At 54.5% G+C, this 26,003-nt stretch carries 20 protein-coding genes; 16 read left to right on the top strand and 4 right to left on the bottom strand.

All coding sequences use genetic code 11. The features are described from left to right. Positions 1 to 501: a hypothetical protein gene (locus H6F46_RS04890; RefSeq protein WP_190353786.1), complete on the bottom strand. Its 501-nt coding sequence runs from the start codon at positions 499 to 501 to the stop codon at positions 1 to 3. Here H6F46_RS04890 and uvrA point away from each other — a divergent pair. The 8 genes from uvrA to H6F46_RS04930 all read left to right on the top strand — a co-directional run bounded on the left by uvrA (position 472) and on the right by H6F46_RS04930 (position 11,695). Further along, positions 472 to 3,474, top strand: a complete 3,003-nt coding sequence (uvrA, locus tag H6F46_RS04895; protein ID WP_190353787.1) for an excinuclease ABC subunit UvrA — start codon at positions 472 to 474, stop codon at positions 3,472 to 3,474. The two genes, H6F46_RS04890 and uvrA, sit on opposite strands and share 30 nt — an antisense overlap. A gap of 104 nt (positions 3,475 to 3,578) precedes the next feature. Next, positions 3,579 to 4,514, top strand: coding sequence for an N-acetylmuramoyl-L-alanine amidase (locus H6F46_RS04900; protein WP_190353788.1), 936 nt, complete (start codon positions 3,579 to 3,581; stop codon positions 4,512 to 4,514). Positions 4,515 to 4,567: 53 nt separating this feature from the next. Continuing rightward, positions 4,568 to 5,362, top strand: a complete 795-nt coding sequence (locus tag H6F46_RS04905) for a DUF1997 domain-containing protein (protein WP_242027785.1) — start codon at positions 4,568 to 4,570, stop codon at positions 5,360 to 5,362. 854 nt (positions 5,363 to 6,216) lie between these two features. Continuing rightward, a complete protein-coding gene (gene ssuD / locus H6F46_RS04910) occupies positions 6,217 to 7,386 on the top strand; it encodes an FMNH2-dependent alkanesulfonate monooxygenase (RefSeq protein WP_190353789.1) in 1,170 nt (389 codons plus the stop codon). 102 nt (positions 7,387 to 7,488) lie between these two features. Beyond that, entirely contained in the window at positions 7,489 to 8,508 is a 1,020-nt protein-coding gene (locus tag H6F46_RS04915; protein ID WP_099532838.1) for an aliphatic sulfonate ABC transporter substrate-binding protein, read from the top strand. Between the two features lie 151 nt (positions 8,509 to 8,659). Continuing rightward, positions 8,660 to 9,499, top strand: coding sequence for an ABC transporter permease (locus tag H6F46_RS04920; protein ID WP_347278282.1), 840 nt, complete (start codon positions 8,660 to 8,662; stop codon positions 9,497 to 9,499). Positions 9,500 to 9,647: 148 nt separating this feature from the next. Then, positions 9,648 to 10,394, top strand: coding sequence for an ABC transporter ATP-binding protein (locus H6F46_RS04925; protein WP_190353790.1), 747 nt, complete (start codon positions 9,648 to 9,650; stop codon positions 10,392 to 10,394). 80 nt (positions 10,395 to 10,474) lie between these two features. Then, complete coding sequence (locus tag H6F46_RS04930; RefSeq protein ID WP_190353791.1) at positions 10,475 to 11,695, top strand: acyl-CoA dehydrogenase family protein; 1,221 nt, start codon at positions 10,475 to 10,477, stop codon at positions 11,693 to 11,695. 225 nt (positions 11,696 to 11,920) lie between these two features. On the opposite strand, the gene H6F46_RS04935 is transcribed toward H6F46_RS04930, so the two are convergent. Further along, positions 11,921 to 13,486: a mechanosensitive ion channel gene (locus tag H6F46_RS04935; protein WP_190353792.1), complete on the bottom strand. Its 1,566-nt coding sequence runs from the start codon at positions 13,484 to 13,486 to the stop codon at positions 11,921 to 11,923. Between the two features lie 21 nt (positions 13,487 to 13,507). On the opposite strand from H6F46_RS04935, the gene H6F46_RS04940 reads away from it, so the two are divergent. From H6F46_RS04940 to H6F46_RS04950, 3 genes are all read left to right on the top strand, one after another. Further along, positions 13,508 to 13,699, top strand: a complete 192-nt coding sequence (locus H6F46_RS04940; RefSeq protein WP_190353793.1) for a hypothetical protein — start codon at positions 13,508 to 13,510, stop codon at positions 13,697 to 13,699. 552 nt (positions 13,700 to 14,251) lie between these two features. Further along, positions 14,252 to 15,694 (top strand): DUF3370 domain-containing protein, encoded by a 1,443-nt coding sequence (locus tag H6F46_RS04945; protein ID WP_099532843.1) that lies wholly within the window; start codon positions 14,252 to 14,254, stop codon positions 15,692 to 15,694. A gap of 83 nt (positions 15,695 to 15,777) precedes the next feature. After that, positions 15,778 to 17,280 carry an MBOAT family protein gene (locus tag H6F46_RS04950; RefSeq protein ID WP_190353794.1) on the top strand — a complete coding sequence of 501 codons (1,503 nt, stop codon included), beginning with the start codon at positions 15,778 to 15,780 and terminating at the stop codon, positions 17,278 to 17,280. A 76-nt stretch (positions 17,281 to 17,356) separates the two neighbouring features. Here the strand turns inward: H6F46_RS04950 and H6F46_RS04955 are convergent, their stop codons facing one another. Beyond that, the gene (locus H6F46_RS04955; RefSeq protein WP_190353795.1) at positions 17,357 to 18,355 is read right to left on the bottom strand and encodes a heme o synthase; all 999 of its coding nucleotides are present in this window, start codon (positions 18,353 to 18,355) and stop codon (positions 17,357 to 17,359) included. A gap of 109 nt (positions 18,356 to 18,464) precedes the next feature. Continuing rightward, positions 18,465 to 19,430: a heme A synthase gene (locus tag H6F46_RS04960; protein ID WP_190353796.1), complete on the bottom strand. Its 966-nt coding sequence runs from the start codon at positions 19,428 to 19,430 to the stop codon at positions 18,465 to 18,467. Positions 19,431 to 20,015: 585 nt separating this feature from the next. On the opposite strand from H6F46_RS04960, the gene H6F46_RS04965 reads away from it, so the two are divergent. The 5 genes from H6F46_RS04965 to H6F46_RS04985 all read left to right on the top strand — a co-directional run bounded on the left by H6F46_RS04965 (position 20,016) and on the right by H6F46_RS04985 (position 25,989). After that, positions 20,016 to 20,165 carry a hypothetical protein gene (locus tag H6F46_RS04965; protein ID WP_190353797.1) on the top strand — a complete coding sequence of 50 codons (150 nt, stop codon included), beginning with the start codon at positions 20,016 to 20,018 and terminating at the stop codon, positions 20,163 to 20,165. Next, positions 20,162 to 21,163, top strand: coding sequence for a cytochrome c oxidase subunit II (locus H6F46_RS04970; RefSeq protein ID WP_190353798.1), 1,002 nt, complete (start codon positions 20,162 to 20,164; stop codon positions 21,161 to 21,163). Before H6F46_RS04965 ends, H6F46_RS04970 begins: the two co-directional genes overlap by 4 nt. Before the next feature lie 94 nt (positions 21,164 to 21,257). Further along, positions 21,258 to 22,934, top strand: coding sequence for a cytochrome c oxidase subunit I (ctaD, locus tag H6F46_RS04975; RefSeq protein ID WP_190353799.1), 1,677 nt, complete (start codon positions 21,258 to 21,260; stop codon positions 22,932 to 22,934). 374 nt (positions 22,935 to 23,308) lie between these two features. After that, positions 23,309 to 23,923, top strand: coding sequence for a heme-copper oxidase subunit III (locus H6F46_RS04980; RefSeq protein WP_190353800.1), 615 nt, complete (start codon positions 23,309 to 23,311; stop codon positions 23,921 to 23,923). Between the two features lie 293 nt (positions 23,924 to 24,216). After that, positions 24,217 to 25,989 (top strand): cation:proton antiporter, encoded by a 1,773-nt coding sequence (locus tag H6F46_RS04985; RefSeq protein ID WP_190353801.1) that lies wholly within the window; start codon positions 24,217 to 24,219, stop codon positions 25,987 to 25,989. Positions 25,990 to 26,003 lie beyond the last annotated feature (14 nt).

Below are 26,003 nucleotides of genomic sequence, written 5' to 3' on the forward strand. Positions count from 1 at the left end.
TCATAACCCCGCAAAATTCACCAGATTTTTGAGTAAGCCCTCCGTTTCTGCCTCAAGTTGGAGAATCTCCGCCATTGCCTCTGCCGACGATCGCAACGACTGGCACTTGTAAAAATACTTGTTAAAGCTAATCCCATAGCCAATTGTAGTCTTGCTCAAATTGATCGACGTATCCTCCACATGCGGTTTCACCTCCCGCAAAACATAGCCGCGCATTGGATCCGCCAACAAGATTGATTCCGGATCCCGTAACTGACTGTCCGGCTCACACTCCACCCGCACCCCAGGGCGATCGCTCGGAAAATAGCCAAAATCTTGAGCTGCTTCGGCGACAGCGCCAACGAATCCCGCCTCCCATCGTTCAATTTTGCACGCGACCCTTGGCCGTTGCGCCGCCGCCCACCCCGATCGAACGCTAGGATAAAGAGCGCTATTTTCGATTTGCTGGCGTTTGTTGCGGTGGTTGCCCCCATGGCTAGTTCTGCTAATTCCCGTCCCCATCCCGATCGCCAGCCGCAGTCTCCCGAAGTCCGCGAGCGGATCCATGTGCGCGGCGCAAGGCAACACAACCTGAAAAATCTTGATTTGGAGCTGCCTCGCAACCAATTAATTGTGTTTACGGGGGTGTCGGGATCGGGAAAATCTTCGTTGGCGTTTGACACGATTTTTGCAGAGGGCCAGCGGCGCTATGTGGAGTCCCTGAGCGCCTATGCAAGGCAGTTTTTGGGACAGGTGGATAAGCCCGATGTGGATGCGATCGAGGGGCTAAGTCCGGCGATTTCGATCGACCAAAAATCCACCAGCCACAACCCCCGATCGACCGTGGGCACGGTGACGGAAATCTATGACTATTTGCGGTTGCTCTATGGGCGGGCCGGTGAACCCCATTGTCCCGTTTGCGATCGAGGAATTGCGCCCCAAGCGATCGATCAAATGTGCGATCGGGTGATGGAACTGCCCGATCGGACTCGGTTTCAGATTTTGGCCCCGGTGGTGCGCGGCAAAAAAGGAACCCACAAAAAACTGCTATCGAGTTTGGTATCCGAAGGCTTTGCGCGGGTGCGAATTGATGGGGAAGTGCGCGAACTGAGCGATGCGATCGAACTGGATAAAAACAAATTTCACGACATTGAAATTGTGGTCGATCGCCTAATTAAAAAAGAAGGCATCCAAGAGCGGCTCGTTGACTCCTTGCAAACGTGCCTCAAACATGCGGGCGGGGTGGCTGTGGTGGATATTTTGCCCGCCGCCCATGCGCCGGATTCCGGAGCCAATGGCACAACCGCTGCGGATTCGACCAATGGGGCGGCTAATTCCGAAACGGCAACAGAATTGCCCCAATCTTTGGTTTTTTCTGAGAATTTTGCTTGCCCAGAACATGGCGCGGTGATGGAGGAATTGTCGCCGCGACTCTTTTCGTTTAATTCGCCCTATGGGGCTTGTCCCGCTTGTCATGGATTGGGATTTTTACGCACCTTTTCCCCAGAATTGGTGATTCCTGATCCCAAGTTGCCGGTCTATGCGGCGGTGGCCCCTTGGTCGGATAAGGACAGCACCTATTACCTATCCTTGCTGCACAGTGTGGGGCAGGCCTTTGGGTTTGAAATTCAAACGCCTTGGAACCAACTCAGCGAAGAACAGCAACAGATCTTGTTGTACGGCACGGATAAACCAATTTGGATTGAAACGGATTCCCGATTCCGAGAACGCCAGGGCTATCACCGAAAGTATGAAGGGATCTTGCCGATTTTGGATCGACAATATCGCGAATCCACCTCTGATCAATACAAACAAAAGCTAGAGCAATATTTAGTCGATCAAGCTTGCGAGGTTTGCCAGGGTCAGCGGTTGAAACCGGAGGCACTGGCCGTGCGCTTGGGGCCCTACCGAATTATTGATTTAACCAATGTGTCGGTACGAGAGGCCTTGGCGCGGGTGCAACAACTCACGGGCAGCGTTGATGGCCGATCGCTCCTGTCAGAACGGCAACAGGCGATCGGGGCCTTGGCGCTGAAGGAGGTGGAATCGCGGTTGAAGTTTTTGATCGACGTGGGGTTGGATTATTTGACCTTAGATCGATCGGCGGCGACCCTTTCCGGCGGCGAGGCCCAGCGGATCCGCCTAGCCACCCAAATCGGTGCAGGTTTGACGGGGGTGCTCTATGTGTTGGATGAACCGAGCATTGGTCTGCACCAGCGGGATAACGATCGGCTGTTGGCCACCCTCACCCGGTTGCGGGACTTGGGCAACACGCTGATTGTGGTGGAGCACGATGAAGACACGATTCGGGCGGCGGATCACTTGGTGGACATTGGCCCCGGCGCGGGCATCCATGGGGGCGAAATTGTGGCCCAAGGTTCCCTGGCGGATTTGCTGAAGGCGGAAACCTCCTTAACGGGGGCCTATCTGTCCGGGCGACGACAAATTTGCACCCCGGCCGAGCGTCGATCGGGCAATGGCCTGAGTCTGAAGATTTTGGATGCCTACCGCAATAATTTGCAGCACGTGAGCGTGGAAGTGCCCCTGGGCAAATTTGTTTGCGTGACGGGGGTATCTGGTTCCGGCAAGTCCACCTTGGTAAATGAGCTGCTGTTGCCTGCGCTCTATCACCACCTGGGTCACAAAATTCCGTTTCCGGCGGATTTGGGGGATATTCGCGGCCTGCAACATATCGACAAGGCGATCGCGATCGACCAATCCCCGATCGGGCGCACGCCCCGCTCCAACCCCGCCACCTATACGGGCGCGTTTGACATCATCCGTGACGTGTTCACCCAGACGATCGAGGCCAAAGCGCGGGGCTACAAAGCCGGTCAGTTTTCCTTTAACGTCAAGGGCGGCCGCTGCGAGGCCTGTGGCGGCCAGGGCGTGAACACGATCGAAATGAATTTCTTGCCCGATGTCTATGTGCAGTGCGAAGTCTGCAAAGGCAAGCGCTACAACCGGGAAACGCTCCAGGTGAAATACAAGGGCTACTCGATCGCCGACGTGCTGGAAATGACGATCGATGAGGCGCTGGAGGTGTTCCAAAACGTGCCGAAAGCCGTCAGTCGCCTGCAAACCCTCTCCGATGTGGGTCTGGGTTACATCAAGCTCGGTCAACCGGCCCCCACCCTCTCCGGTGGCGAGGCCCAGCGGGTGAAGCTGGCCACGGAACTATCCCGCCGAGCCACGGGCAAAACCCTGTATCTGATCGACGAACCGACCACGGGCCTTTCGTTCTATGACGTGCATAAGCTACTGGACGTGGTGCAACGGCTAGTGGATAAGGGCAACACGGTGCTGGCGATCGAGCACAACTTGGACTTCATCCGGTGCGCCGATTGGGTGATTGATCTGGGGCCCGAAGGGGGCGATCGGGGTGGGCAAATCATCGCCACCGGCACACCGGAACAGGTGGCGGTGAATCCGGTTTCCCACACGGGACGCTATCTCAAGCTCGCCCTGGAGCAGCACCCTCCCAGCGGGGAGTGATGTTGAAATTGCAGGCCCCTTAGGGGCGATCGCCCAGTCGCCGCTCCCTCAATGCAACGGCTAGACTGATTAGCAGCCTGAGAGACCCGAGGAGACTGGATTCAATGAAATATGGGATTGACATGGGCCACAACGCGGCCCCCGACACTGGCGCAGTGGGCATCAAAAAAGAAGATGACCTCACGATCGCCGTCGGCACAAGGGTGATCAGTCAACTGCAAGCCTTGGGTCATCAGGTGGTGAACTGCACCCCCAAAAGTGCCTCTAGCGTTATGGACTCGCTTTCCAAGCGTTGTTCCACCGCCAATGCCAACAATGTGGATTTATTTGTCTCCATCCACTTCAACAGCTACAACGGCCGCACCAGCGGTTCTGAAGTTTGGTATGCCAGCAATTCTGGGAAGAGATTTGCCCAACCCGTGCTCACGGAAATTCTGAAGCTGGGCTATGTCAACCGTGGCATCAAAGAGGGCAACTTCTACGTGCTAGCCCATACGGATATGCCCAGCATTTTGGTGGAATGCTGCTTTGTAGATTCCGCCGATGATATGAAGCGGTTTGACCCAGACCAAATGGCGCGGGCGATCGTGGCGGGCGTGACCGGCGGCCAAACGGCCACCACACCGCCCCCGACCACCAGCGACCCAGAAATTGTGAAATTGCAGCAGGCCCTTAACCGGTTGCAGGTTTACGCCACACCCACGGGCCAGCCCTTGGCCGCCGACGGCAAGCTGGGGCCCCAAACCAACCAGGCGAAACAACGCCTCAAAACCATCTTTGCCATTTCGCCTGCGGAAACGGAAGCCAGCAATCGCGCCATGTGGGAAGCGATCACGTCGATCACGGTCGATCGCGTTGTGTTGCGACCCAATCACGGCTACGGCCCGGCAGTGCGCTATTTACAATTCCGATTGAATATTCCGCCCACGGGGTTATATAGCGACGCAACGGTTAGCGCAGTGCTGGCCTATCAAAAAGCCCAAGGGTTGACAGCCGATGGGGTGGTAGGCCCAGCCACCTGGGGCAAATTGGTTCCCTAGGCCAGGACGTTGGGCGATCGAGCAGGCTATAGTCTCCAAGGTGTTGATATTGCATGGCTATGCGTTCTACCCCTGACTGGTCACCGGAATCCGATCCCAATGAGGGGCGATCGGACGATGCGGCCCTTGAGGCGCAAGACCCGTCAATCAATATTCACAACCCACAGCAGACCGTTCAAAGTAGCGATCCAGACGGTTTCCAGAATGACGCTCAGAAGGGTGCTCACAACACCCACCTGGACTCCGATGCCGAGGATGACAGCGATGGGCCCATGCGGTTCTATAACCGCTTTGAGGACTACATGGAAATCGCCGCCGCCCCGGAAACCTTTGCCAACTACCTCGATGGGCATCAGGAGTGGTTTCACCGCTGTGCTCATCCAATGCAGGTCAACCCGATCGACCAAAACAGCTATGCCATCACGATCGGACACTTTGGCGCATTTGACTATTACGTGGAACCGAAAGTGGGCCTCGAACTCCTGCCGCCGGAACAGGGCGTTTATGGCATCCGCACCGTACCCGTGCCCGACGATGACCCACCGGGCTACGCCGTAGACTTCCAGGCCGCCATGAAACTGGTGGCGGTGGACAATCCCGACGAAGCGGCCGAGCAACCCGTGAGTACCCACGTCACTTGGACGCTGGATTTGAATGTGGATGTGTGGTTTCCGCGCTTTATTCGGGTTTTGCCCCAAGGATTGATTCAAAGAACGGGCGATCGACTGCTGGGGCAAATTGTCCGCCAGGTGTCTCGCCGGTTAACGGCTAAGGTACAAACGGATTTTCATGAGTCCCAAAATTTGCCGTTTCCCCAGCAATTGCAACGCAACCGCAGCTTCTTTTAGCAACTTTTTTTAGCAGCTTTTCTAACAGCTCTTCTTCAAGGGTTTTCTCAAGCATTGAGAAGAGACCCAGGCAGCAGACCAGAGGCTTAGTTCAGGGATCCAGACAAGGGGTTTAAACCCCTTGTCTTTGTTTTTGATCGTTTCCTAACGCCAGGATCAGCACATTAGGAATTGGCTAACAACCTTTGGCGTTGGCGATCGCGCTGGAAATCACACTAATCGCACTAAAGGTTAGCGGGTTAGCCCGTGGGTGGGCAATGACCACCGAATCGTTGCTTCATGACATCTGCCATATGGCGTGCCAATTATTTTAGATCAAGGCTGTATTGGCAGAAAGATTATTTTTGTAGCTTGAAATACTAGACAAAAACAGGCAATTAATCTAGAGCGAGTGATGCATTAGCTACTGTGCCGATCGAAACGTGAAAGCACCTAGCCCACTTCAGAAAAATACAAAGCACGAGAGATTTTTAGTTTAAATACATTCGCAAAAGCCTTACGGAGCAAGACAAACAGCAATTTGACATCGAGAATAAAGTTCTGATTTTTCAGGCCTTCACTCGACGCTTGTTCGATCGACTGAAGGAAATATTCAAAACTGAACTTGCATAATTCTTGAGATCTGTGTAATATTCTTTCGAGAAAAATACGGTATTCCGATCTGAATATCGTATTTTGTAAAACATGGCTTCAATTCATAGGCATAGACCAAGCATATGAGCCAGCCATATCGGTCAGCCCCATTCACCTGGAGCCGCCAATTAAACCAGCCACGAGATGCACGCTTTTAAAGTTCAAAAGCGTTTGCGCTCCGGCCTCATCCCCACCTTTTGATTGAACGTGAGTAGCCAACTGTGAATGTCCTTTGGTTTATTCCAACCTGTGGTGATGGACGCTACTTGGGGACGAATATTGGCGGTCGTCCTTCAGATTTCGCCTATCTCAAACAGCTTGCTCAGGCGATCGATGCCCTACCGTTTTCGGGAGCACTATTGCCCACAGGGCGGGCCTGCGAAGACGCATGGGTTGTTGCCTCGGCGCTCATTGCCGTAACGCAGAGGATGAAATTTTTGGTAGCCGTGCGACCCGGACTCACACTGCCGGGTGTGGCAGCACGCATGGCCGCCACGTTCGATCGCCTCTCTGGGGGCCGACTGCTGATCAATGTTGTTACCGGTGGCGACCCTGTGGAATTAGCAGGCGATGGCCTGCACTTAGCCCACGACGATCGCTACGCCCTCACTGACGAGTTTTTGACAGTTTGGCGCAAGCTGCTGCTTCAGGAAACCGTGAACTTTACCGGTAGCCACATTGATGTGCGCGGTGGACAACAAGTTTTCCCACCACTGCAAAAACCTTATCCGCCCCTATGGTTTGGCGGCTCATCAACTGCCGCGCACCGGGTCGCAGCCAAACACGCCGATACCTATCTGACTTGGGGCGAACCGCCAGCCGCCGTCGCTCAAAAAATTGCTGATGTTCGACAACAAGCCGAATCCCAAGGGCGATCGGTACGATTTGGAATTCGGCTGCATGTGGTGGTGCGAGAAACAACATCCGAAGCCTGGGCAGCCGCAGAAGACCTACTGCGTTATGTGGACGAGTCAGCAGTGGCTCGCGCACAGGCGGATTTTGCTCGCATGGATTCTGAAGGCCAACGTCGCATGACCCATTTCAATCGCGGCAGTCGAGAGTCCCTGGAAATCTCTCCCAACCTTTGGGCGGGTGTTGGCCTGGTGCGCGGAGGAGCCGGAACAGCGTTGGTTGGCGATCCCGAAACAGTTGCCGAACGCCTACGGGAATACGCGGACTTGGGCATTGATTCCTTCATTCTCTCGGGCTACCCCCACTTGGAAGAAGCCTATCGCACAGCGGAGTTGTTACTGCCTCGACTCCCCCTGGCTCCCGTTGAACAACAATCCACCCAACATCTAGTCAATCCCCTGATGTTTGGCCCCTTTGGCGATGCCTCAGCCCAGAGCTTGCGCGATCGTTTGCCCTCTCCCCAATCAGTACCGGTTTAGTTCATCCGCTGGCAAGCGCTAGGAATTCCAGCAAGAAATCGTCATCGCCGTTTAACCAACACTGTCAGTCCGTCAAGTCCTCCATATGACCAGGAGCTAAGCATGAGCAGTCAAAGTACAGTTGTTCGTTTCATTGCCAAAACCTTCAAGCTTCCTAAATGGTTGCTAAGTCTTGCCCTGGTCTTCATCGTTTCCGTGGGATGCAGCAATGCAACCAAAGCAGACTTGCCCAAATCCATTCGATTAGATTACGCCTATTACAATCCTGTGAGCCTTGTTCTGAAAGAAAAGGGCTGGGTTGAGTCGGAATTTGCAAAAGACAAAATCCAAGTTGAATGGGTTTTAAGTCAAGGCAGTAACAAAGCCTTGGAGTTTCTGAATGCTCGTAGCTTAGACTTTGGTTCAACGGCTGGAGCTTCCGCCCTGATTGGGAAAGCGAATGGTAATCCCATCAAGTCAATCTATACCTATTCCAAACCCGAGTGGGTGGCATTGGTCACCAAGGGCGAGTCATCAATTAAAAGTGTTTCGGATCTCAAAGGCAAGAAAGTTGCTGCCACCCGAGGCACTGATGCCTTCATTTTCCTGCTGCGCTCCCTGGATCAAGTGGGACTGAGTGATAAAGACGTGACAATTATCCCGCTGCAACACGCAGATGGTCGTGCTGCCCTTGAAAAGGGTGACGTTGATGCTTGGGCCGGCCTAGACCCGCATATGGCAAAAGCTGAATTGGAAAGTGGCGCTCGTTTGTTTTCCCGCAACCCTGAATTCAATAGCTATGGCGTACTGAATGTTCGGGAGGAATTTGCACAACGCTATCCACAATTGGTTGAACGTGTGCTTCGAATCTACGAACAAGGACGGCAATGGGCACAGGAAAATCCGGAAGAATTGAAAGCAGTTCTTGTCAAGGAATCCAAGCTGAGTCCTGCCGTGGCGGCCAAGCAACTAGAGCGAACTGATCTTTCAAATTCAGCCATTGGCGGGCAACAGAAGAATGCCATTGTGGCAGCGGGGAGCGTCCTCAAGAAAAGTGGCATTATTTCAGAGTCGGTCAACGTCAATCAGGTTGTAGATAGTCTCATCGATCCCCAGTACATTGATCAGATTGTCAAAAAATAATTGACTGATTCCGAGAGTTGGCTTGACTAAGCTATTGAGTAATCATGAGTAGTCATGAGTAATCAATTGGCGGCTGAAAGCAAGTCAACTCTAAAATCAGACTGGTCAGGCAAATCCGGAAATATGAACCTAGTTGAGGCTTGTCAGAACAGTGACCACCACCATCAAAAGGCAATCTGAGATTAGACGACTGCGGCCCAATCAGAAAATTCGCTGGCGGGATTCATCCATCTTCCAAGGAGGAATTTTGCCAGTAGCTCTACTGCTGACTTGGGAAATTCTTTCGCGACTCAGCATCTTTCCAGAAAACTTGATGCCTGCGCCATCAGTTGTTTTGCTCACACTTTGGCAACTGACAGTTGATGGTCAACTTTTTGGGCATATTGGCATCACGCTTTACAGGGTGCTTTTGGGATTTTTGATTGGTGGTGGTCTCGCAACCATTATTGGTGCTCTGACAGGGTACTTTCGAGTTTTTCATCAATTGTGCGATCCCCTGTTGCAGGCACTGCGGAGTATTCCATCCCTGGCTTGGGTTCCTTTATTTATTCTTTGGCTAGGTATTCAGGAGCCTTCAAAAATAGCCCTGATTGCAGTGGGAGTTTTTTTTCCAGTTTATCTAAATCTGATGACGGGAGTTCGAGAGGTCGATCGCAAGCTGGTTGAGGTTGGCAAGGTATATCGATTAAGTGATTGGGAATCTATTGTGCGAGTTTTTATCCCAGCCACGCTACCAGCTTATTTAGTTGGGTTACGAAGTGGACTGGGATTGGGATGGATGTTTGTGGTTGCTGCTGAAATTATGGGTGTCAGCCAAGGTTTAGGGTTTTTGTTGGTTGATGGACAGGCCACCGGGAGACCTTCAATTATTTTGGGCAGCATTTTGCTATTCGCAATCATTGGGAAGACCACGGATTTGATTCTGCTGATTTTTGGTAAGCGTCTCTTGTATTGGCAGGATGTTTATGGATCGAGTGAGCAATCTGTTTAGAGCATTGTCCAAGAACGAAAGCATGAATCATTGTCAAACTATGATGCGGAATTTTTGAAATTTGGGATTCCCAGAATTTGAATGAATTTGAGCCTCAGTTGGATTGATGAACGTGAATATAACTCGCCGTGAGTGAGGGCTATGGAACATGCTAAAAATTGATGGAGTTGGAAAACAGTTCAGAAATGGTTACATTGCCATTGACAGAATTGATTTGACGCTAGAACCGGGTGAAATTGTTGGATTAGTCGGTGCTAGCGGCTGTGGCAAAAGTACTTTGCTGCGAATTATTGCCGGTCTGGAGCATCCGAGCCTGGGGCAAGTTCTGATTGATGATGAGGTGATCCGAAAACCACATCCCAAGGTGAGCACGATCTTTCAGGAACCGCGCTTAATGCCTTGGCTGACAGTTCGTCAAAATATTGCCTTTGGCTTGTCAAAATTACCGCCTCCGGTTCGTGATGAGCTGACCACTGATGCCATTGCACGGGTTGGTTTATGCCAGTTTGCGGATGCACTTCCTCGACAGTTATCAGGTGGGATGGCGCAGCGTGTGGCGATCGCCCGTGCTTTAGTGACTCGTCCATCGATTCTTTTGCTGGATGAACCATTTAGCGCCTTGGATGCGTTTACTCGCCTTAAGCAACAAGATCATTTGCTGGATCTGTGGCAAGAGAATCGCCCAACTTTGTTACTCGTAACCCACGATGTTGAAGAGGCGGTGCTACTCAGCGATCGAGTGATTGTTTTGCAATGTCCTGGACGGGTTTATCGAGAGTTCACCATCGATTTACCACGTCCTCGATCGCGCACGAGCCTGGAATTTCAGCGTTGGAAGATCGAAATTCTAGATGCACTCAACTTTTCTAGGGAGCTACAGTTGGCAAATCGTTAAACCCAAACCTCAGAGCTACTTGAGTTGGCTTGCTGAGTAAATTGCAGTTGATGACCAATTTCCCGATCGCCAAGGACATTATGACGAACTTAAGACCTGAAAGATCTAGTGTTTTGGTTAGCGATTGGACTGAGCAAAACCGGCTTGACCCGTTGGCAGTTGCTCGATCTTTAGCAGAAGATTTTTCGACAACGGTGATTGAGCGAGACGCAGCCGGCGTGACTCCCTTGCTTGAGCGCAATTGCCTACGTCACAGCGGACTCTTGAAGCTAATCATTCCCAGCTCTGCCGGTGGCTGGGGAGAAAGTTGGATTCTGGCAATGCGAATTAGTCGCGAATTTGCCAAGGTAGATAGCTCGATCGCCCATATTTACTCCTACCACAACTTGGGAGTGATCATTCCTTACCTATTTGGAACTGTTCAGCAGCGAGATTATTACTATCAAGAAACTATTCAACAGAATTGGTTTTGGTGTAATGCGCTCAATCCCCTAGACCACAATCTCAAGTTAAGTCGAGAGGGTGGGATCTATCGCCTGAATGGATTTAAAACATTTTGCTCAGGAGCCAAAGACTCGGATATTTTGCCGACCATGGCCACTGAAGAAGCATCCGGCAAGCAGGTCATTGCCATTTTGCCTACGAGACGTGCTGGAATTGAGCTGCAAAATAATTGGGACAATATTGGGCAACGCCAGACCGATAGCGGCAGCGTTGTTTTTAACAATGTTTTGGTGAAGCCGGAAGAAATTTTGGAAGACCAAACTCAAGTCAATCAGCCATTCCGAACCATTCGGGCCTGTTTGACACAACTCAACTTAGCCAATATTTACTTAGGAATTGCACTGGGGGCGTTAGATAGCGCCAAGCTTTACACTCGCCATTGCACTCGTCCTTGGCCCACTGCCGGAGTGCCCACCGCTGGTGACGATCCCTATATCCTTCAACGATATGGTCAATGGTGGGCTGGGTTGGAGGCGGCTACGGCGCTTTGTGACCGGGCGGCTGAGCGCTTGCAAACCGCTTGGGATCGCAGTTGGGCCCTGTCATCAGAGGAGCGAGCTGAGTGCGCCCTGGCAATTGCCTCGGCTAAGGTGGTTACCCACCAGGTGGGATTGGATGTGACGAGTGGAATTTTTGAGGCGATGGGTGCGCGATCGAGCAGTCGATGCTACGGGTTTGATCAGTTCTGGCGTAACCTCCGAACCTTCACGCTTCATGATCCGATTGATTACAAGATCAAAGCCCTTGGCGATTGGGTTTTGAATGAGCGCTTACCGAAGCCTGACTTTTATCTTTAGGGTTTTTATCTTTAGGTTTTTAGGCTAGGGTTTCGGGTTTCTGAAGACTAACCGCAAGAATGCACCAAGCATTTCTGTCCTAGTTTTGCTGGGTGGGACAAGGGGTTTAAACCCCTTGTCTTTGTTTTTGGTCATTTCCCAACGCCAGGATCAGCACATTGGGAATTGGCTAACAACCTTTGGCGCTGACGATCGCGCTGGAAATCGCACTAATCACACCAAAGGTTAGCGCTTGAGGTTATTGATCCATTCGCGGAGTTGCTCGCTGGCCACATCACGGCCGCCCAAACCGAAGGCGATCGCGCTGGCCACGGCCACTGCGCCCAAGATCAAACCAAAGGCCAGGTTCACAATATCCGGGGCAATTCCCATCTGTTGCAGCGCCATGGCCCCCACCAACACAATGATCGCCAACCGGGCCACTTGAGCCAGCAGGGTGGCTTGGCGAGAGCCGGGCATGGCAATCACCCGGTAAGCCAAGTTAGCCAGATACAGGCCCACGGCAAAAATCAAGGCCCCGACGAGCACTTGACCGAGGATGGTGGTCAGCCCTGCAACGAGGGCTGTCAGTTCCGGCACTTTCAGGCTGTCGATCGCGGCGATCGCGGCAAACAGCATGATGCCCACCAGGGTGATGATCCCGGCAATATCCGAAGGAGACTTGGCCCCCACGGTCATGGGCAGCCCTAAGGCGAGGGGCATGTTGTTGAAGCCCACACCACTCAGGAAATTGCTGACCAAATTGGCGACAAACCGCCCGATCGCGTAGGCGATCGCCAGAATAATCACGGCCCGCAGAATATACGGAATTGCCAGCAGAATTTCATTCAGCATGGCCACGGCGGGTTCCGAAATGGCCTGGATTTGCAGCTCTTGCAAAACCGAAATGGCCGTGACGATCAAAATCACCGTGTAGGCAATGGTTCCCGCAATCCAAGACAGACTTTGGGTTCCTGCCAATCCGCTGAGGCCAATGCGGTAACCGAGGCGATCGACCCCTGCCGATCCGAGGAAGTTGGTCAACACCACCCGCACCAGTCGAGCAATGAACCAACCGATCGCCCCCACCAGCAACGCCTTAAAGATTCGTGGCAGCGCTTCTAGCACCTGAGCCACGGCCCCTTGAATTGGCTCCAGCGGCCCTTGCAAGGCCAAGGCATCCAGCACAAAGGGCAGGAACAGCAGCAGAATCAGCCAGTAGAGGATATTGCCGAGGGTTTCGTTCAGCAGAATCGGACTGCTGCCGCCCATTTGACTCGCCAAGCGATCGTCTAGGGAAAAGCGCTGTAGCCCTCGGGTGAGCAGCAGTTTCACTACCGTGGCCACAAGCCAAGCCAGCGCCGTGAGAATTAGGGCGCTAAAGATACGCGGGGCATAGCCCAGAATTTCCCCTAAAAAGCGCTGAAGGGGAGTTGAAGCCGCCTGTAGGCCGACCGCATCCAGGAAAACCAAAATGGCAAAGAGCATGATCGTCCAAAAGGCGATCGCCCCGGCCCAGTTTTCGATCGGGACAAGGGTGGCATCGTTAGCCGACTGACCCGACAGCCAACCCGACAGCCGCCGCCCCACATCCAGTCGGCTGAGGAGGTGGCGCACCACGCTGGCCACCAAAATAGCCAACAGCCAGCCCACCAACAGGGCCACCAGCCCCCGCACCAAACCATTCAAGAAGGGGGCCACATCCGGACTCGTGCCCGGAATTGGGGGCACTTGGGCCGAATAAAGGGCCGCAGCCCCGGGCAAAGCAAGGGCTGGGGGCATAGAAACGATTTGCCAAATTGCGATTGTCATGGATTGTGATGCTCCAGTGGAATGCACCTGAAGGGATGGAAGGGCCACCACGATCGGGCTGTTACCCTTGGCCCCGCCCCAAGTTTGGGGATTGGGGGACAGTTGGCCGATCGCGGCGATCGCTGGGCCCCCATGGGCGAAACCCACTGGGGGCCAATTGGGGCCACCAGCACCATTCCATCAGGCTTCAAAGCACAGCTAGTAACGGGTTGAGCCGCCTTGGCCGTTGCGATACCGTAAGGCTAACAGATGGATTACGGAAGGTCTCTGGGAAACAAGCGGTTCAAGGGGCCCAATCACGCCGTTGGCTGGCGGTGGCCAACAGGCTCAAAACTTGCAAACAGGCGGTTGTTGGCATCCTGGGCGCGGGATCAGGTTTCTGGAGATCCGTCCGGGGGCATTCACCCCCCAATAGAAAATGTTAAAGTTTGGGGCGTTTCTCTCAGGATTTCGATCAACAGAAAACGCCGGCAGTCCACAATTCTCCAACGGTCTCCGCCGTCTTCTGTGGTTCACTGAGGTTTCAGCCCCTTTCACCCCGGGTTTCTCGATCGCTGACCCCCTCAAGCAACCCCGATCCAGGCATACTGGTCAACGGCTTAAAAATAGCCCTTTTCCAGTTCAGCCTCCGTCGGCCGGCCGGTGCATGGAATTGGATCCACTAGCGTTTTCCTTTGTTTTTCTGGGCCGAAACAGCGGCTAATGGCCGTCTGTGCCTCAGGCCATGCCCGCACCACTCCATTCCTAGTATTTGCCTTCGAGTCCATGCTCTCTCTGCTCCTTGGCTTGTTTCCGCTCCAGGTGGGGCCCGTCGCTCAACTGCCCCCGATCGAACAGGCCGAACCCGATTCCCCAGGGAACCGGGAGGCCGCAGAAGATGAAATTTTGGCTCCGCAGCCCGTGCGGCGGCGAGAGATTACCCAGCGCCATCAGGTGCGATCGCTCCCCGGGCGGCTGGACAACGTGCCGGTTTTTAACAGCAACAGCCCCGAAGTGGTTCTGACGGAAGGGATTTTGCTGTCCACTTTTCCGGCCAACGGCATGGCCGTACCTTCCGCGCACCTAAACTATGCCTTTCAGGGGCGGTTTGATATTTTTTCGCACCATATCTCCCGCGCGGCGGCTTATCAGGAAGGGCGCACGCTGTTTCAGGGCGTGATGGTCTATAACCCGGGGCCGCGCACCGTTGAGGTGAACATTCGCGAATCCGCTAGCTATATCAGCCGGTTTGAAGCGCCCTTTAAACCCTTGCCGGCCTACCTAGAAGACCCGATCGGGGCAATCTATTCTGGCTCTGGCAGCCGCGTGGTGGGGGATGTGTTGCGCGGTCGGCGGCGGGGCCTGCTGCGATCGAATCTGCGGCTAGGGCCTCGGGAAGCAGAAATGGTGGTGAATTCCCCGATTCCAGTGGGCAAAATCACCCCCTCCTCCAATACCCGATCGACCCTGATTCGGGCCGAGTCCAATGGGCCGGTCTATCTGGCCAGTTTGGCCATGTTCTCGCCCAAGACCCCCGACGGCCGCGAACAAATTCCCAGCCTGCGGGAGTGGCAATACCTGCTGGTGCGCAGCGGTCTTTCGGGCCCGCGTGATGTGGCTCCCACCTCCTTGAGCTTGGCGGAAACCAGTGCTCGATTCTTCTATGGCCGAGTGGCCGGCGTGGCCAAAGGGTCGCGCTGGGAGGCCACCCTCACGGATCCGGGGGTGAATGAACTGCGAGTGCCTACCGATGGCGGGGCCATTTCCTACCCGATCGCCACCTTGCCCCGAGGAACGTTGGGCACGCGCCAGGTTCAAAGTGCGCCCATGGTGGCTCGCTATCCCGACACGGCCTATCTGGCCCACGGTAATTACGGGGTGCAATATAGCTTGACCTTGCCCTTAACCAATCGCACCGGCAGCCCGCAACAGGTGGCGATTTTGTTTCAAACTCCTTTGAAGGAAGACGGGCCGAGCGATCAACTACGATTTTTGGAGCCGCCCGAAGAGCGGGTCTTTTTCCGGGGGCCCATTCGGTTGCAGTACCAAGATGATTTGGGCAATCCGATCGATCGCTTCATCCATGTGGTGCAACATCGGGGTGAACAGGGGCAACCCCTCGCCACCTTGAACCTACGACCCGGTTCCAAGCGGGTGGTGCAGGTGAATTTTCTCTATCCGCCCGATGCCACACCGCCCCAAGTGCTGACGGTGCAATCCATCCGTTAGGGGCGATCGGCCCTGAGTCGTCGATTTGGATTTCTGGGCAACGGCCAGCCCTATCATTCGGGGGAAGCAACAGGGGGCATCTCATGACATTTCTGTCGCAAGTCTATGGTTGGCTTCTGATTTCAACGGTGGGCCTGTTTTGGCTGCTGCCCTGGAGATCGGGGCGATGGGGCCTGCTGTTGGTTGCCAGTCTGATTTTTTATGGTCTGCGGCAACCCCTCTACGTGCCCCTGTTGTTGGTGGGCACGGCCCTGAACTACAGCTTGGGCTGGATGTTGCGGACCGATCGGCGATCGATTCGACATTACGTGGGCGGGCCCAACCCGGAAGCCCGACAGCGACAGCGAAAACGCCTGCTATGGGTGGGCATTGGCCTCAATTTGCTGTTGTTGTTTGGGTTTAAATATGTGCCCTTTGCCCTCAACTCCCTGGGCTGGGCGTTCCAGAGTCCGCCCCTGTTGGATGCGGCCAATTGGGTCGATCGAATCGAAGCACCCCTCGGCATCAGCTTTTTTTGCTTTGAATGTATTGCTTATCTTGTGGATGTCTATCGCGGTGCGCCTCCGGCCCGCAATTGGCTGAAATTTTGTACCTATAAGCTCTTTTTCCCAAAGCTCATTTCCGGGCCGATCGTCCGCTATCACGGCTTGGCGAGCCAACTGGAAGAGTTAGACCAGCCGCGCAATCCCCGGGCTGAACAAATCACCGAAGGTCTGTGGCTGATTGCCTGCGGTGCCATCAAAAAGGGACTGATTGCCGATTCCTTGGGCCTGTGGGTCCGCACGATCTTCAGCCCCGGAACCCTGGAGCGGGCGGGCAGCGGGGACTTGTGGTTGGTGATCGGGGCCTATGGTTTCCAGCTCTATCTGGACTTCAGCGGCTATGTGGACATCGCCCGAGGCAGTGCGATGTTGCTCGGGATTCAACTGCCCCAAAACTTTGATTTTCCCTACCTCAGCACCAGCATTGCGGACTTTTGGCGACGCTGGCACATCACCCTTGGCGACTGGCTCCGAAACTATCTCTACATTCCTTTGGGGGGTTCCCGCCAAGGCCTGGTTCGCACCTGCATCAACCTAATGATCGTGATGTTGTTGGGTGGCCTGTGGCATGGGGACAACTGGGGCTATGTGCTGTGGGGTGGGGCCCATGGGCTGGCTTTGGCGGTGCATCGGTTGGTGGATGCGGCTTCCCACCGTTTCAGTCCCCTGGCGGCCCTGTGGGCCCATCCGGCGGGGGTGGCTCTGGCTTGGGGCCTGACGCAACTGATGGTGTTTTTGAGCTGGGTGCTGATTCGGTTGCCGGACTGGAGCCAGTCGAGCTTGGTGTTTCAACACCTTTGGGGCCGATCGAGCGATGGGGCTTTTCTAGAAAAGGTTTATGACGAAGCGTTGGGGTTGGATCCTTGGCGGTTAGGCGCGGCCTTGGGGGCGATCGCGCTGCTGATGGTGGTCGCTTGGTTTGGTCAACGGGGCCTGCGGTTGCAGCTCACACAGCCGGTAAAAATCGCCCTCGTCCCCATCTGCCTTTATCTGGTCTGGATTCTGGGGCCCGAGGGCGTACCGTTTATTTACTTTGACTTCTAGGCCTAACTTCTGGGCCTAACTTCTAGGTCTCGTTGGGTCTCGCTAGATCTTGCGAGACCATTGGAGCCTTGGGTCACTAGGCGGCGATCGCCAGCCAGAGCGATTGCACTTGGTCAAACAAAGCCAGTTGCAGGCTGTGGGTGACCGGTAACCCAGCCAACACAGCTCCGGCACAGAGCAGCATCAGGTAGCCGATCGAGTATTTGAACAGATCCCGTGCCACGGCGCGATCGCTCGGTAGGGCCAGCAGTTGCCAGGACTTTTGCACCAAAATGCCCCCCAAAATCAGGGCGATCACCCCGTAGAGCCAACCGGTTTCGCCCAAGGGCCAAGCCAGCGCCAAGGTCAAAGGAACCAGGGCGATCGAGTAACCCAGAATTTGCTTAGCCGTGGCCTCGTCGCCGCTCACCACCGGCAGCATGGGCACACCTACGCTGGCGTAGTCATCCCGAATCATCAAAGCCAGCGCCCAGAAGTGCGGCGGAGTCCAGAGGAAAATAATCCAAAACAGCGCCCAGGCGGGCCAATCCAGCGTGCCCGTCACGGCGGCCCAACCCACCAGGGGCGGAATGGCCCCCGCCGCGCCGCCAATCACGATGTTGTGGGGACTGTGGCGCTTCAGCCAGTGGGTATAGACCACCACATAGCAGCCAATTCCCGCCATCGCCAACAGAGCCGCCAGCAGATTGGCCATCCAGGTCAGCAGCCCAAAGGACGCAACGCCCAGGACGATCGCGAATATCAGAGCATCGCGGGGGCGAATTTGCCCGGAGGGAATTGGGCGCTTTTGGGTGCGCACCATGATCGAATCGATGTCGCGATCATAGAAGCAGTTGATCGCATTAGCGGAACCGGCAGCCAAGGCCCCACCGGCCAGGGTTGCCAAAAACAGCACCGGATCCACATCACCCCCGCCAGCCAGGGCCATGGCCGCTGCGGTGGAAATCAGCAGCAACACAATGATCCGGGGCTTGGTGAGCTGAATATAGCTCCGAACGATCGACCCGGCTCGCTGCCAGGGCGACGCAGCCGCTTCCTCGGTCATGTTCGACAGGTTTTGCACAATTTCTTGCATAGCAGCTATTCCGGCAACATCAACAACCAGCGAGTTCTTGGGAGTTTTTGGGAGGTTCTTGGAAATTTTTGGGGAATTCTTGGGGAATTCTGGGCGAGGCCTGAGCTGTTTAGGCTGTCAGACCATCGGGCGACTCCCGCAACCGATCGCGCCCGGCCCAAACCGTGAAGGCCACCAGCGAAGCCAACAGGGCCGCCGCGATCGCCTCATGCAGCACCGTTAGCCCTGCCACCCGCAATTGAAAGTGATAGGTGCTGTAACCAATGGCCAATTGCGCCACCAACAACAGGGCGATCAAGCTCCGAAGGGAACGGAGGCGCGGATTCAAAGCCGGGGTGCGCCAAGCCATGATCAGCAAAATGCCAATGGTCAAGACGGCGGGCACAATGCCCCAAAAGTGGGTGTGGAGAATGCCACAGAGCTGATCGCCCTCCAGGCACTGGTGTACCGCCCAGCGCGATCCGACAATGCCACCGATCAGGCTTTGGACATCGATCGCGATTGCCGCCAGCAGGGCCCAACCCGCCAAGCCGGCCGCCGTGCCCGAAGCCTGTTGGGGAGTCAGGCCCGCCGCGATCGCCACCAATAGGGCCAAAAATGCCAACGCCGTCCCCAAGTGTGCCGTCACCACGTCAAACCGCAGCAACTCCGTCACCGTCAGGGCCCCCAGCCCCGCTTGCAACACCACCAGGGCCAGGGCCGCCACCGTTGCCGGAACCACCCAACCGGGCAGTTCCCGCCGAAACCGGACTGCCGTGCCCGCCAAGCCCAGGGCCCCAAAGGCCACCACTGCTGCATCCAGTCGGTGGAACCATTCCAAAAACACCTGCCAATTCATCTGGGCCCAGGGAACCGCCTGGCCGTAGCAGAGGGGCCAATCGGGACAGGCGAGACCCGCATTAGCCACGCGGGTGGCCGAGCCGATCGCCATCAGCAACCAGGCCGCCACCGCCAGCCGCTTGGCCAACCACCGCACTCGATCGCTTCCCAAAGATGAATTGACCTCGGCGATCACGATCGAGGTCTTCACCGATTCGGAAGAATGCCCCGCCTGATGAAACACGGTTTCCGCCATAGGAATTCTTAAGAAAATCTTGAGTCTAAAAAGCAGCAATGAGGTGCATCGCCACCATAACTCAGTTCCGAAAATTGCGGAAATGTCATGTCAAAGATTGCAACACGTTGCAATGTACAACAATTAGCCGATTCGACCTAAAATTCGCTACCAACTAACGGTAAGCTCATCAAGAACTGACCATTTGATCAAAATTTGTCCCCAAGAAAGCGTTACATATCAAACGATTTTTGATTTAGTTTGTATTGTAAATAACAGCTTTTCCAGGACTGTCACCCTTCGTCCCCCTAGGGTGATTTTCAGCCCAATCCTCAAATAATCCCTAGATATTGATGTATCAATGGGCGATCGCCCCAAGATTTCAAGATTTTTGGCAACCGATGAGTTCGCACAATCTAGAGCATGTTAATTGTTGATGACAAATCACGGCCAGAATCGCTGAAAATCACCATCGCCAGACTCCAGGAAACCCAAAGATTTCCTAAAGGTTGTTAACGGCAAAGAGAATCCTAAAGATATTTAAAAATATTGACAAACCAAATCAGCTCCCTGAAAAAAACGTCTACCTTTGAAGGCAGTAACGCAGTGGCAAGCGCAATGGGCCGCTGCCCCCGCTCCTTTCCCCTTCGTTGGCCGCCGCCCTCGCTTGGCCGTTGGCCCCCAACGGAGGAGCAGACCTGTCCCGATCGCCTGTTGCCCTTTGCCTTTGCAGTCTTGCGTGACGCACCACCATGAATGTTCCTAGTACGATCCTGACCCTGCTGATGGGCATTGGCTTAACGCTAATCAGCCTTTGGGTTGGGCAAAACTATCATTTCCTGCTGCCGGTGTCGGCTACGGACGTGTCGCCCGAGGTCGATCGCCTGTTTGGGGCCATGTTGACCATTGCCACGGGCCTTTTTCTGCTGGTGCAAGGATGCTTGATTTATGCGATCCTGCGCTTTCGGCGCAAGCCCGGCGATGACACCGACGGCCCGCCCATCCGGGGCAACATTCCCCTAGAGATCCTTTGGACTGCGATCCCCGCCGTGATCTGTTTGGGCATCTCGGTCTTTAGCTTTGATGTGTATAACTCCATGGGGGGCTTGGATCCGATGGCCAGTGGAGCCGGGATGGGCATGGCCCACCACCACGGCCACCACACCGCGATCGCCGCCACGTTGGATGAGGCCCCGTCCATGAATGGTACGGAAGTGGCCCTAGGGCTGGGGGCAGCTCCCGGCTCCCAAGGCCAAGCCCCCGACTTGCAAGTCAATGTGCAGGGGCTGCAATACGCCTGGATTTTTAACTACCCTGACTTGAACGTGATGGCAGGGGAACTGCATGTGCCCGTGGGTCAGGATGTGCAGCTCAACATTTCCGCCATGGATGTGTTGCACGCCTTCTGGATTCCGCAGTTTCGGATTAAGCAGGATGCGATCCCCGGTCGCCCCACACAATTACGCTTCCGGGCAACCCAGCCAGGCCGCTACCCGATCGTTTGCGCCGAGCTTTGCGGTTCCTTCCATGGGGCAATGCGCACCGAAGTACTGGTGCAAACACCGGAAGAGTATGAAGCCTGGGTGGCGAGCGTGATGCCCGAGGCGGAAACCACGGAAACGGGCCAAGGATCAGCGGTGACCCTGGCGCAAAATCCTCAAAATTTGACGGATTCGGAATATTTACAGGTTTACAGCGATCGGCTGGGGATCGAGACCCGTTCGATCGCCCAATTGGCCCCCGCTGCGCTGTAGCCAGCGGTCACCCTTGGCCTCAGCATCCGGGCTGGGCTGAATTGACATCCAACTTTTCGGTTTTTGTTGTTTCTTGTTGTCTCTTGTCGTTGCTATGGCTCCAGCAGAACTCAGAACGCCCGGCGCGATCGAACCCGATCCCGAACCCTGGCAACGGTTTTTTAGCTTCAGCGTCGATCACAAAGTCATCGGCATTCAATACCTTGTCACCAGCTTTTTCTTCTTCCTAATTGGTGGAGCCTTGGCCACCGCCGTGCGCGTGGAGTTGGCCACTCCGGAAGTGGATTTCGTGAGCCGCGAACTCTACAACCAACTCTTCACCATCCATGCAACGGTGATGATTTTTCTGTGGATTGTGCCGGCCGGAGCAGGCTTTGGCAACTATCTCATTCCCCTGATGATTGGGGCCAAGGATATGGCCTTTCCTCGGCTCAACGCGATCGCCTTCTGGATGATTCCGCCGGCCGGGCTGCTGCTGATTGCCAGCTTTTTTGTGCCCACCGGAGCCGCCGCCGCCGGTTGGACCTCCTATCCTCCCCTCAGCTTGGTCAGTGGCCAATGGGGTGAACTAATTTGGATCCTCAGCATTTTGCTGTTGGGAACCTCCTCCATTTTGGGCGGGATCAACTTTGCAGCCACCATCCTCAAAATGCGCATCCCCGGCATGACGTTAAATGACATGCCGCTGTTTTGTTGGGCCATGTTGGCCGCTTCCATTTTGATTTTGATGTCCACCCCGGTGCTGGCTGGCGCATTGGTGCTGTTGTCCTTTGATTTGATGGCGGGAACGGCCTTTTTTAACCCCACTGGGGGCGGCGACCCGATCGTCTATCAGCACATGTTTTGGTTCTATTCCCACCCAGCGGTTTACATCATGATCCTGCCGCTGTTTGGAGCCATTTCCGAAATTTTGCCCGTCCATGCTCGCAAACCGATTTTTGGTTACAAGGCGATCGCCTATTCCAGCATTGCCATCAGTTTGTTGGGCTTGATTGTTTGGGCACACCACATGTTCACCAGTGGCACACCGGCATGGTTGCGGATGTTTTTCATGATTGCCACCATGATCATCGCCGTGCCCACCGGAATCAAAGTGTTTGGTTGGGTGGCCACCATTTGGGGTGGCAAATTGCGGCTGAATTCCGCCATGCTGTTTGCGATCGGGTTTGTGTCGATGTTTGTGGTGGGTGGTCTCAGCGGTGTGATGATTGCCTCCGTGCCCTTTGACATCCACGTTCACGACACCTATTTCATCGTTGCCCACCTGCACTACGTGTTGTTTGGCGGCAGTGTGTTTGGTCTCTACGCGGCCCTTTACCACTGGTTCCCCAAAATGACCGGGCGAATGTTAAATGAACCCTGGGGAAAAGTACATTTTGTTTTGACCCTGGTGGGTTTCAATCTTTGCTTTTTGCCCATGCATTACTTGGGCTTGATGGGAATGCCCCGACGGGTGGCGGAATATGATCCGCAATTTTCAACGGTGAATGCAATTTGCAGCATCGGTGCCTATATTTTGGCTGTGTCTACCATTCCGTTCCTGGTGAATGCGATTTATTCCTGGGTGGCTGGTGAAAAGGCTTCGGCTAATCCTTGGAATGCTTTGACATTGGAGTGGACGGTTTCTTCGCCGCCGCCTGAGCACAATTTTGTGGGTCAGCCGGTTTTGAAAACGGGCCCCTATGATTACGGGGTGACAAAACGGGGTGAGAGCCGCAAGCCAATTTCGCAACTGAAGGCTTCTGATATTTTGAGTGGCTCAACACGCTAGGAATTTGGATTTTCATAGCGCGGCAGCCGTGATTCATGGGGTTAACGTTGCGGAGTCGGTCGTGCGGAGTCGGTCGTGATGACAAGGGGCTTAAGCCCCTTGCTGCTTAATGATCGAGTCACAGCAACAGGCCATTGAATTAACCGATGAATTAACCGATCAAAATCAGCTTGCCGTGCTACTAGGGTGATGAGGCAGTTGTCGTGATCATGCAATTACATGCAGACCCTGTTCAGTTAGGGATCTTTTAGGGATTCTTAGCCAGGCATGATCACTCTCCGGTACTACCGATTTTGGAAGTCTCAACCCTAGAAATCTGCGCAAACTGGATTTCAAGATAGCCGTTCCATTGTCCTTCTTTCTTTTGGGTTTCTATGCAAGGTTCCGCAGTTGATTCTCAACAGTCGATCGCCCTCGAAAGCACTAGCCATGGCAGCGAGGAACATCATCCCGATTTGCGGCTGTTTGGCATTGCTCTGTTTTTGGTGGCGGAGGCGATGATCTTTTTGGGCCTGTTTGCGGCCTATTTAACCTTTCGATCGGTTGCGCCCAGTTGGCCCCCGGAAGGCACGCCGAAGCTGGGGCTATTATTGCCAGGCATTAACACCCTAATTCTGATTTCCAGTAGCTTCGTGATCCACAAGGGTGATGATGCCATTCGGGCCAATGATGTGAAGGGAATGCGCCTATGGTTTGGGATCACAGCCGCCATGGGGGCCATCTTTTTGGTGGGGCAGCTCTATGAATATTTCCACTTGGAATTTAGCCTGACCACCAATCTGTTTGCGAGCACTTTTTATGTGCTAACGGGTTTCCATGGACTGCACGTTTGCTTTGGGCTGTTTTTGATTTTGGCGGTGTTGTGGCGATCGCGCCGTGAAGGTCATTACAGCAACCAAAGTAAGTTTGGGATCGAAGCAGCCGAACTCTACTGGCACTTTGTGGATGTGGTGTGGATTGTGTTGTTTGCGCTGTTGTATTTGCTGTAGCTTTACTGCCTGAAGGCTTATTGCCTGAAGGTTTATTGGCTGTAGTTGTACCGGCCACAAAAACGTGGGGCGATCGGGTGAACGTTGGTTAATTGGTTAACCGTTGCCCCCAAACCCGTTCCAAATTGGCGACCCAAATGAGGGCGATCGGGAGGAGATCCCCGATCGCCCTCTGTGCTGAATGGGTGATGCCTGAAGCACTTCGCCGTTTCGTTAAGGAATCTTACATTTTCCGTAAATTCCGTTAATGTAAGAGCAGTACCTTACGCAATCAGCCCGGGATCGCGCTCAGGATGGCTATTGAACACGGCATTGTTCTTGACTTTGCAACCGTCCTTGGAACCTCTGCTATTGGCGGATATATCGCCAATAAGCTCCGACAGCCGGTTATTTTGGGCTATTTGGTGACGGGTCTCATTATTGGTCCCTTCGGCTTGCAATTACTCAGCGATGCAGCCCAAACTGAAGCCCTCGCGGAAATTGGGGTGGCGTTTCTGCTGTTTGCGTTGGGGATGGAATTTTCTCTCTCAGAATTGGGGCGCGTTCGCAAAATTGCGATCGAGGGCAGCCTGCTGCAACTGGGCTTAACCACCGCGATCGTGGCGGCGGCCACCACGCTCACCGGCTGGGCGAAGGATTTGCCCGAGGGGGTGTTTTTGGGGGTGGTGTTGGCCCTGTCGTCAACGGCAGTGGTGCTGAAAACCTTGAGCGATCGGGGCGAAACCAACACCCCCCATGGTCAAGTGATGCTGGCGATTCTGATTGCTCAGGACATCGCTTTGGGATTGATGTTGGCAGTGCTGCCCGCCTTGACCCAACCGGAAGACTTGGGGCAGGCGTTGGCGATCGCCTTGCTGAAGGCCTCGGCTTTTTTGGGGGCGGCCATTCTGGCGGGTAAGTGGGTTGTGCCGCGCTTAATGAGCGCAGTGGCGGCCACGGAAAGTAATGAAATTTTCTTGCTGACCACGATCGCCTGGTGTTTGGGCGTAGCTTTCGTGACGGCGGAACTGGGGCTGTCGATCGAGATGGGAGCCTTTGTGGCGGGTGTGACGATTGCCGAACTCGACCAGGCCGATCAGGCACTCTCGAAAATTTTGCCGTTGCGGGACACCTTCGCCAGCCTCTTTTTTGCCTCGATCGGGATGTTAATTGATCCCCACCTTTTGATCGAAGAAATTTTTCCCATTTTGGGACTGGTGGTGTTAGTAATGATCGGCAAAGCGGCGATCGTCACTCCAGTGGTTTTGCGATTTGGCTATTCCTTTAAAACGGCAGTTTTTGCCGGATTTGGCATTAACCAAATTGGAGAATTTTCCTTCATTTTGGCGGCCCAAGGTTTGGCCATGGGCTTAATTGATAAGAAGCTGTATTTGCTGCTACTAGGAACCACCGCGATCGCCCTAATGCTCACTCCGCTGTCTTTGGCCACCGCGCCTTGGATTGTGGAAGTGGCGGGGCGTTGGTCTTGGGTTAACAAGTATTTTTCGGGTCTGGGGGAGCCAAAATTAACCTCCATGCCGGACGAACTGGCTGGGCAAGTGGTGGTGGCGGGCTATGGGCGAATTGGTCAAACTATCGTTAAAGTTTTGCGCGATCAAGGCTATCCAGTTTTGGTGATTGACAATAGCGAAGCCGTCATTAATAAACTGCGGGAAGCGAAAATTCCTTACCTATTTGGGGATGCGGATTCGGAGTTGGTGTTAGAAAAAGCCAGGATCGATCGCGCTAAGGCCCTGGCGATTGCGTTACCCGATCCCGCCAGTACCCGCTTGGTGTTGCAACATGCCCTGAAGATTGCTCCCGATTTGGATGCGATCGCCCGGGCCCGCGATGGCGCGGAAATTGAGCGGCTGACCAATTTGGGAGCCAAAGAGGTGGTGCAACCGGAGTTTGAAGCGGCTTTAGAACTGACTTCTCATCTACTGCTCACATTGGGGGAAGACGGCGACGATGTGCGCCAACTGACGGGGACAATTCGCCAAGACTGCTACGGCATCAACCCACCCCCCCAAACCTTAGCCATTGAGCCGCAGGCCGAGCCGGAACCCCAGGAAATGGCTGCCTAAAAGGCTGTTGAGAT

This window comes from Limnothrix sp. FACHB-1083 (genome assembly GCF_014696485.1).
GTDB lineage: Bacteria > Cyanobacteriota > Cyanobacteriia > CACIAM-69d > CACIAM-69d > CACIAM-69d.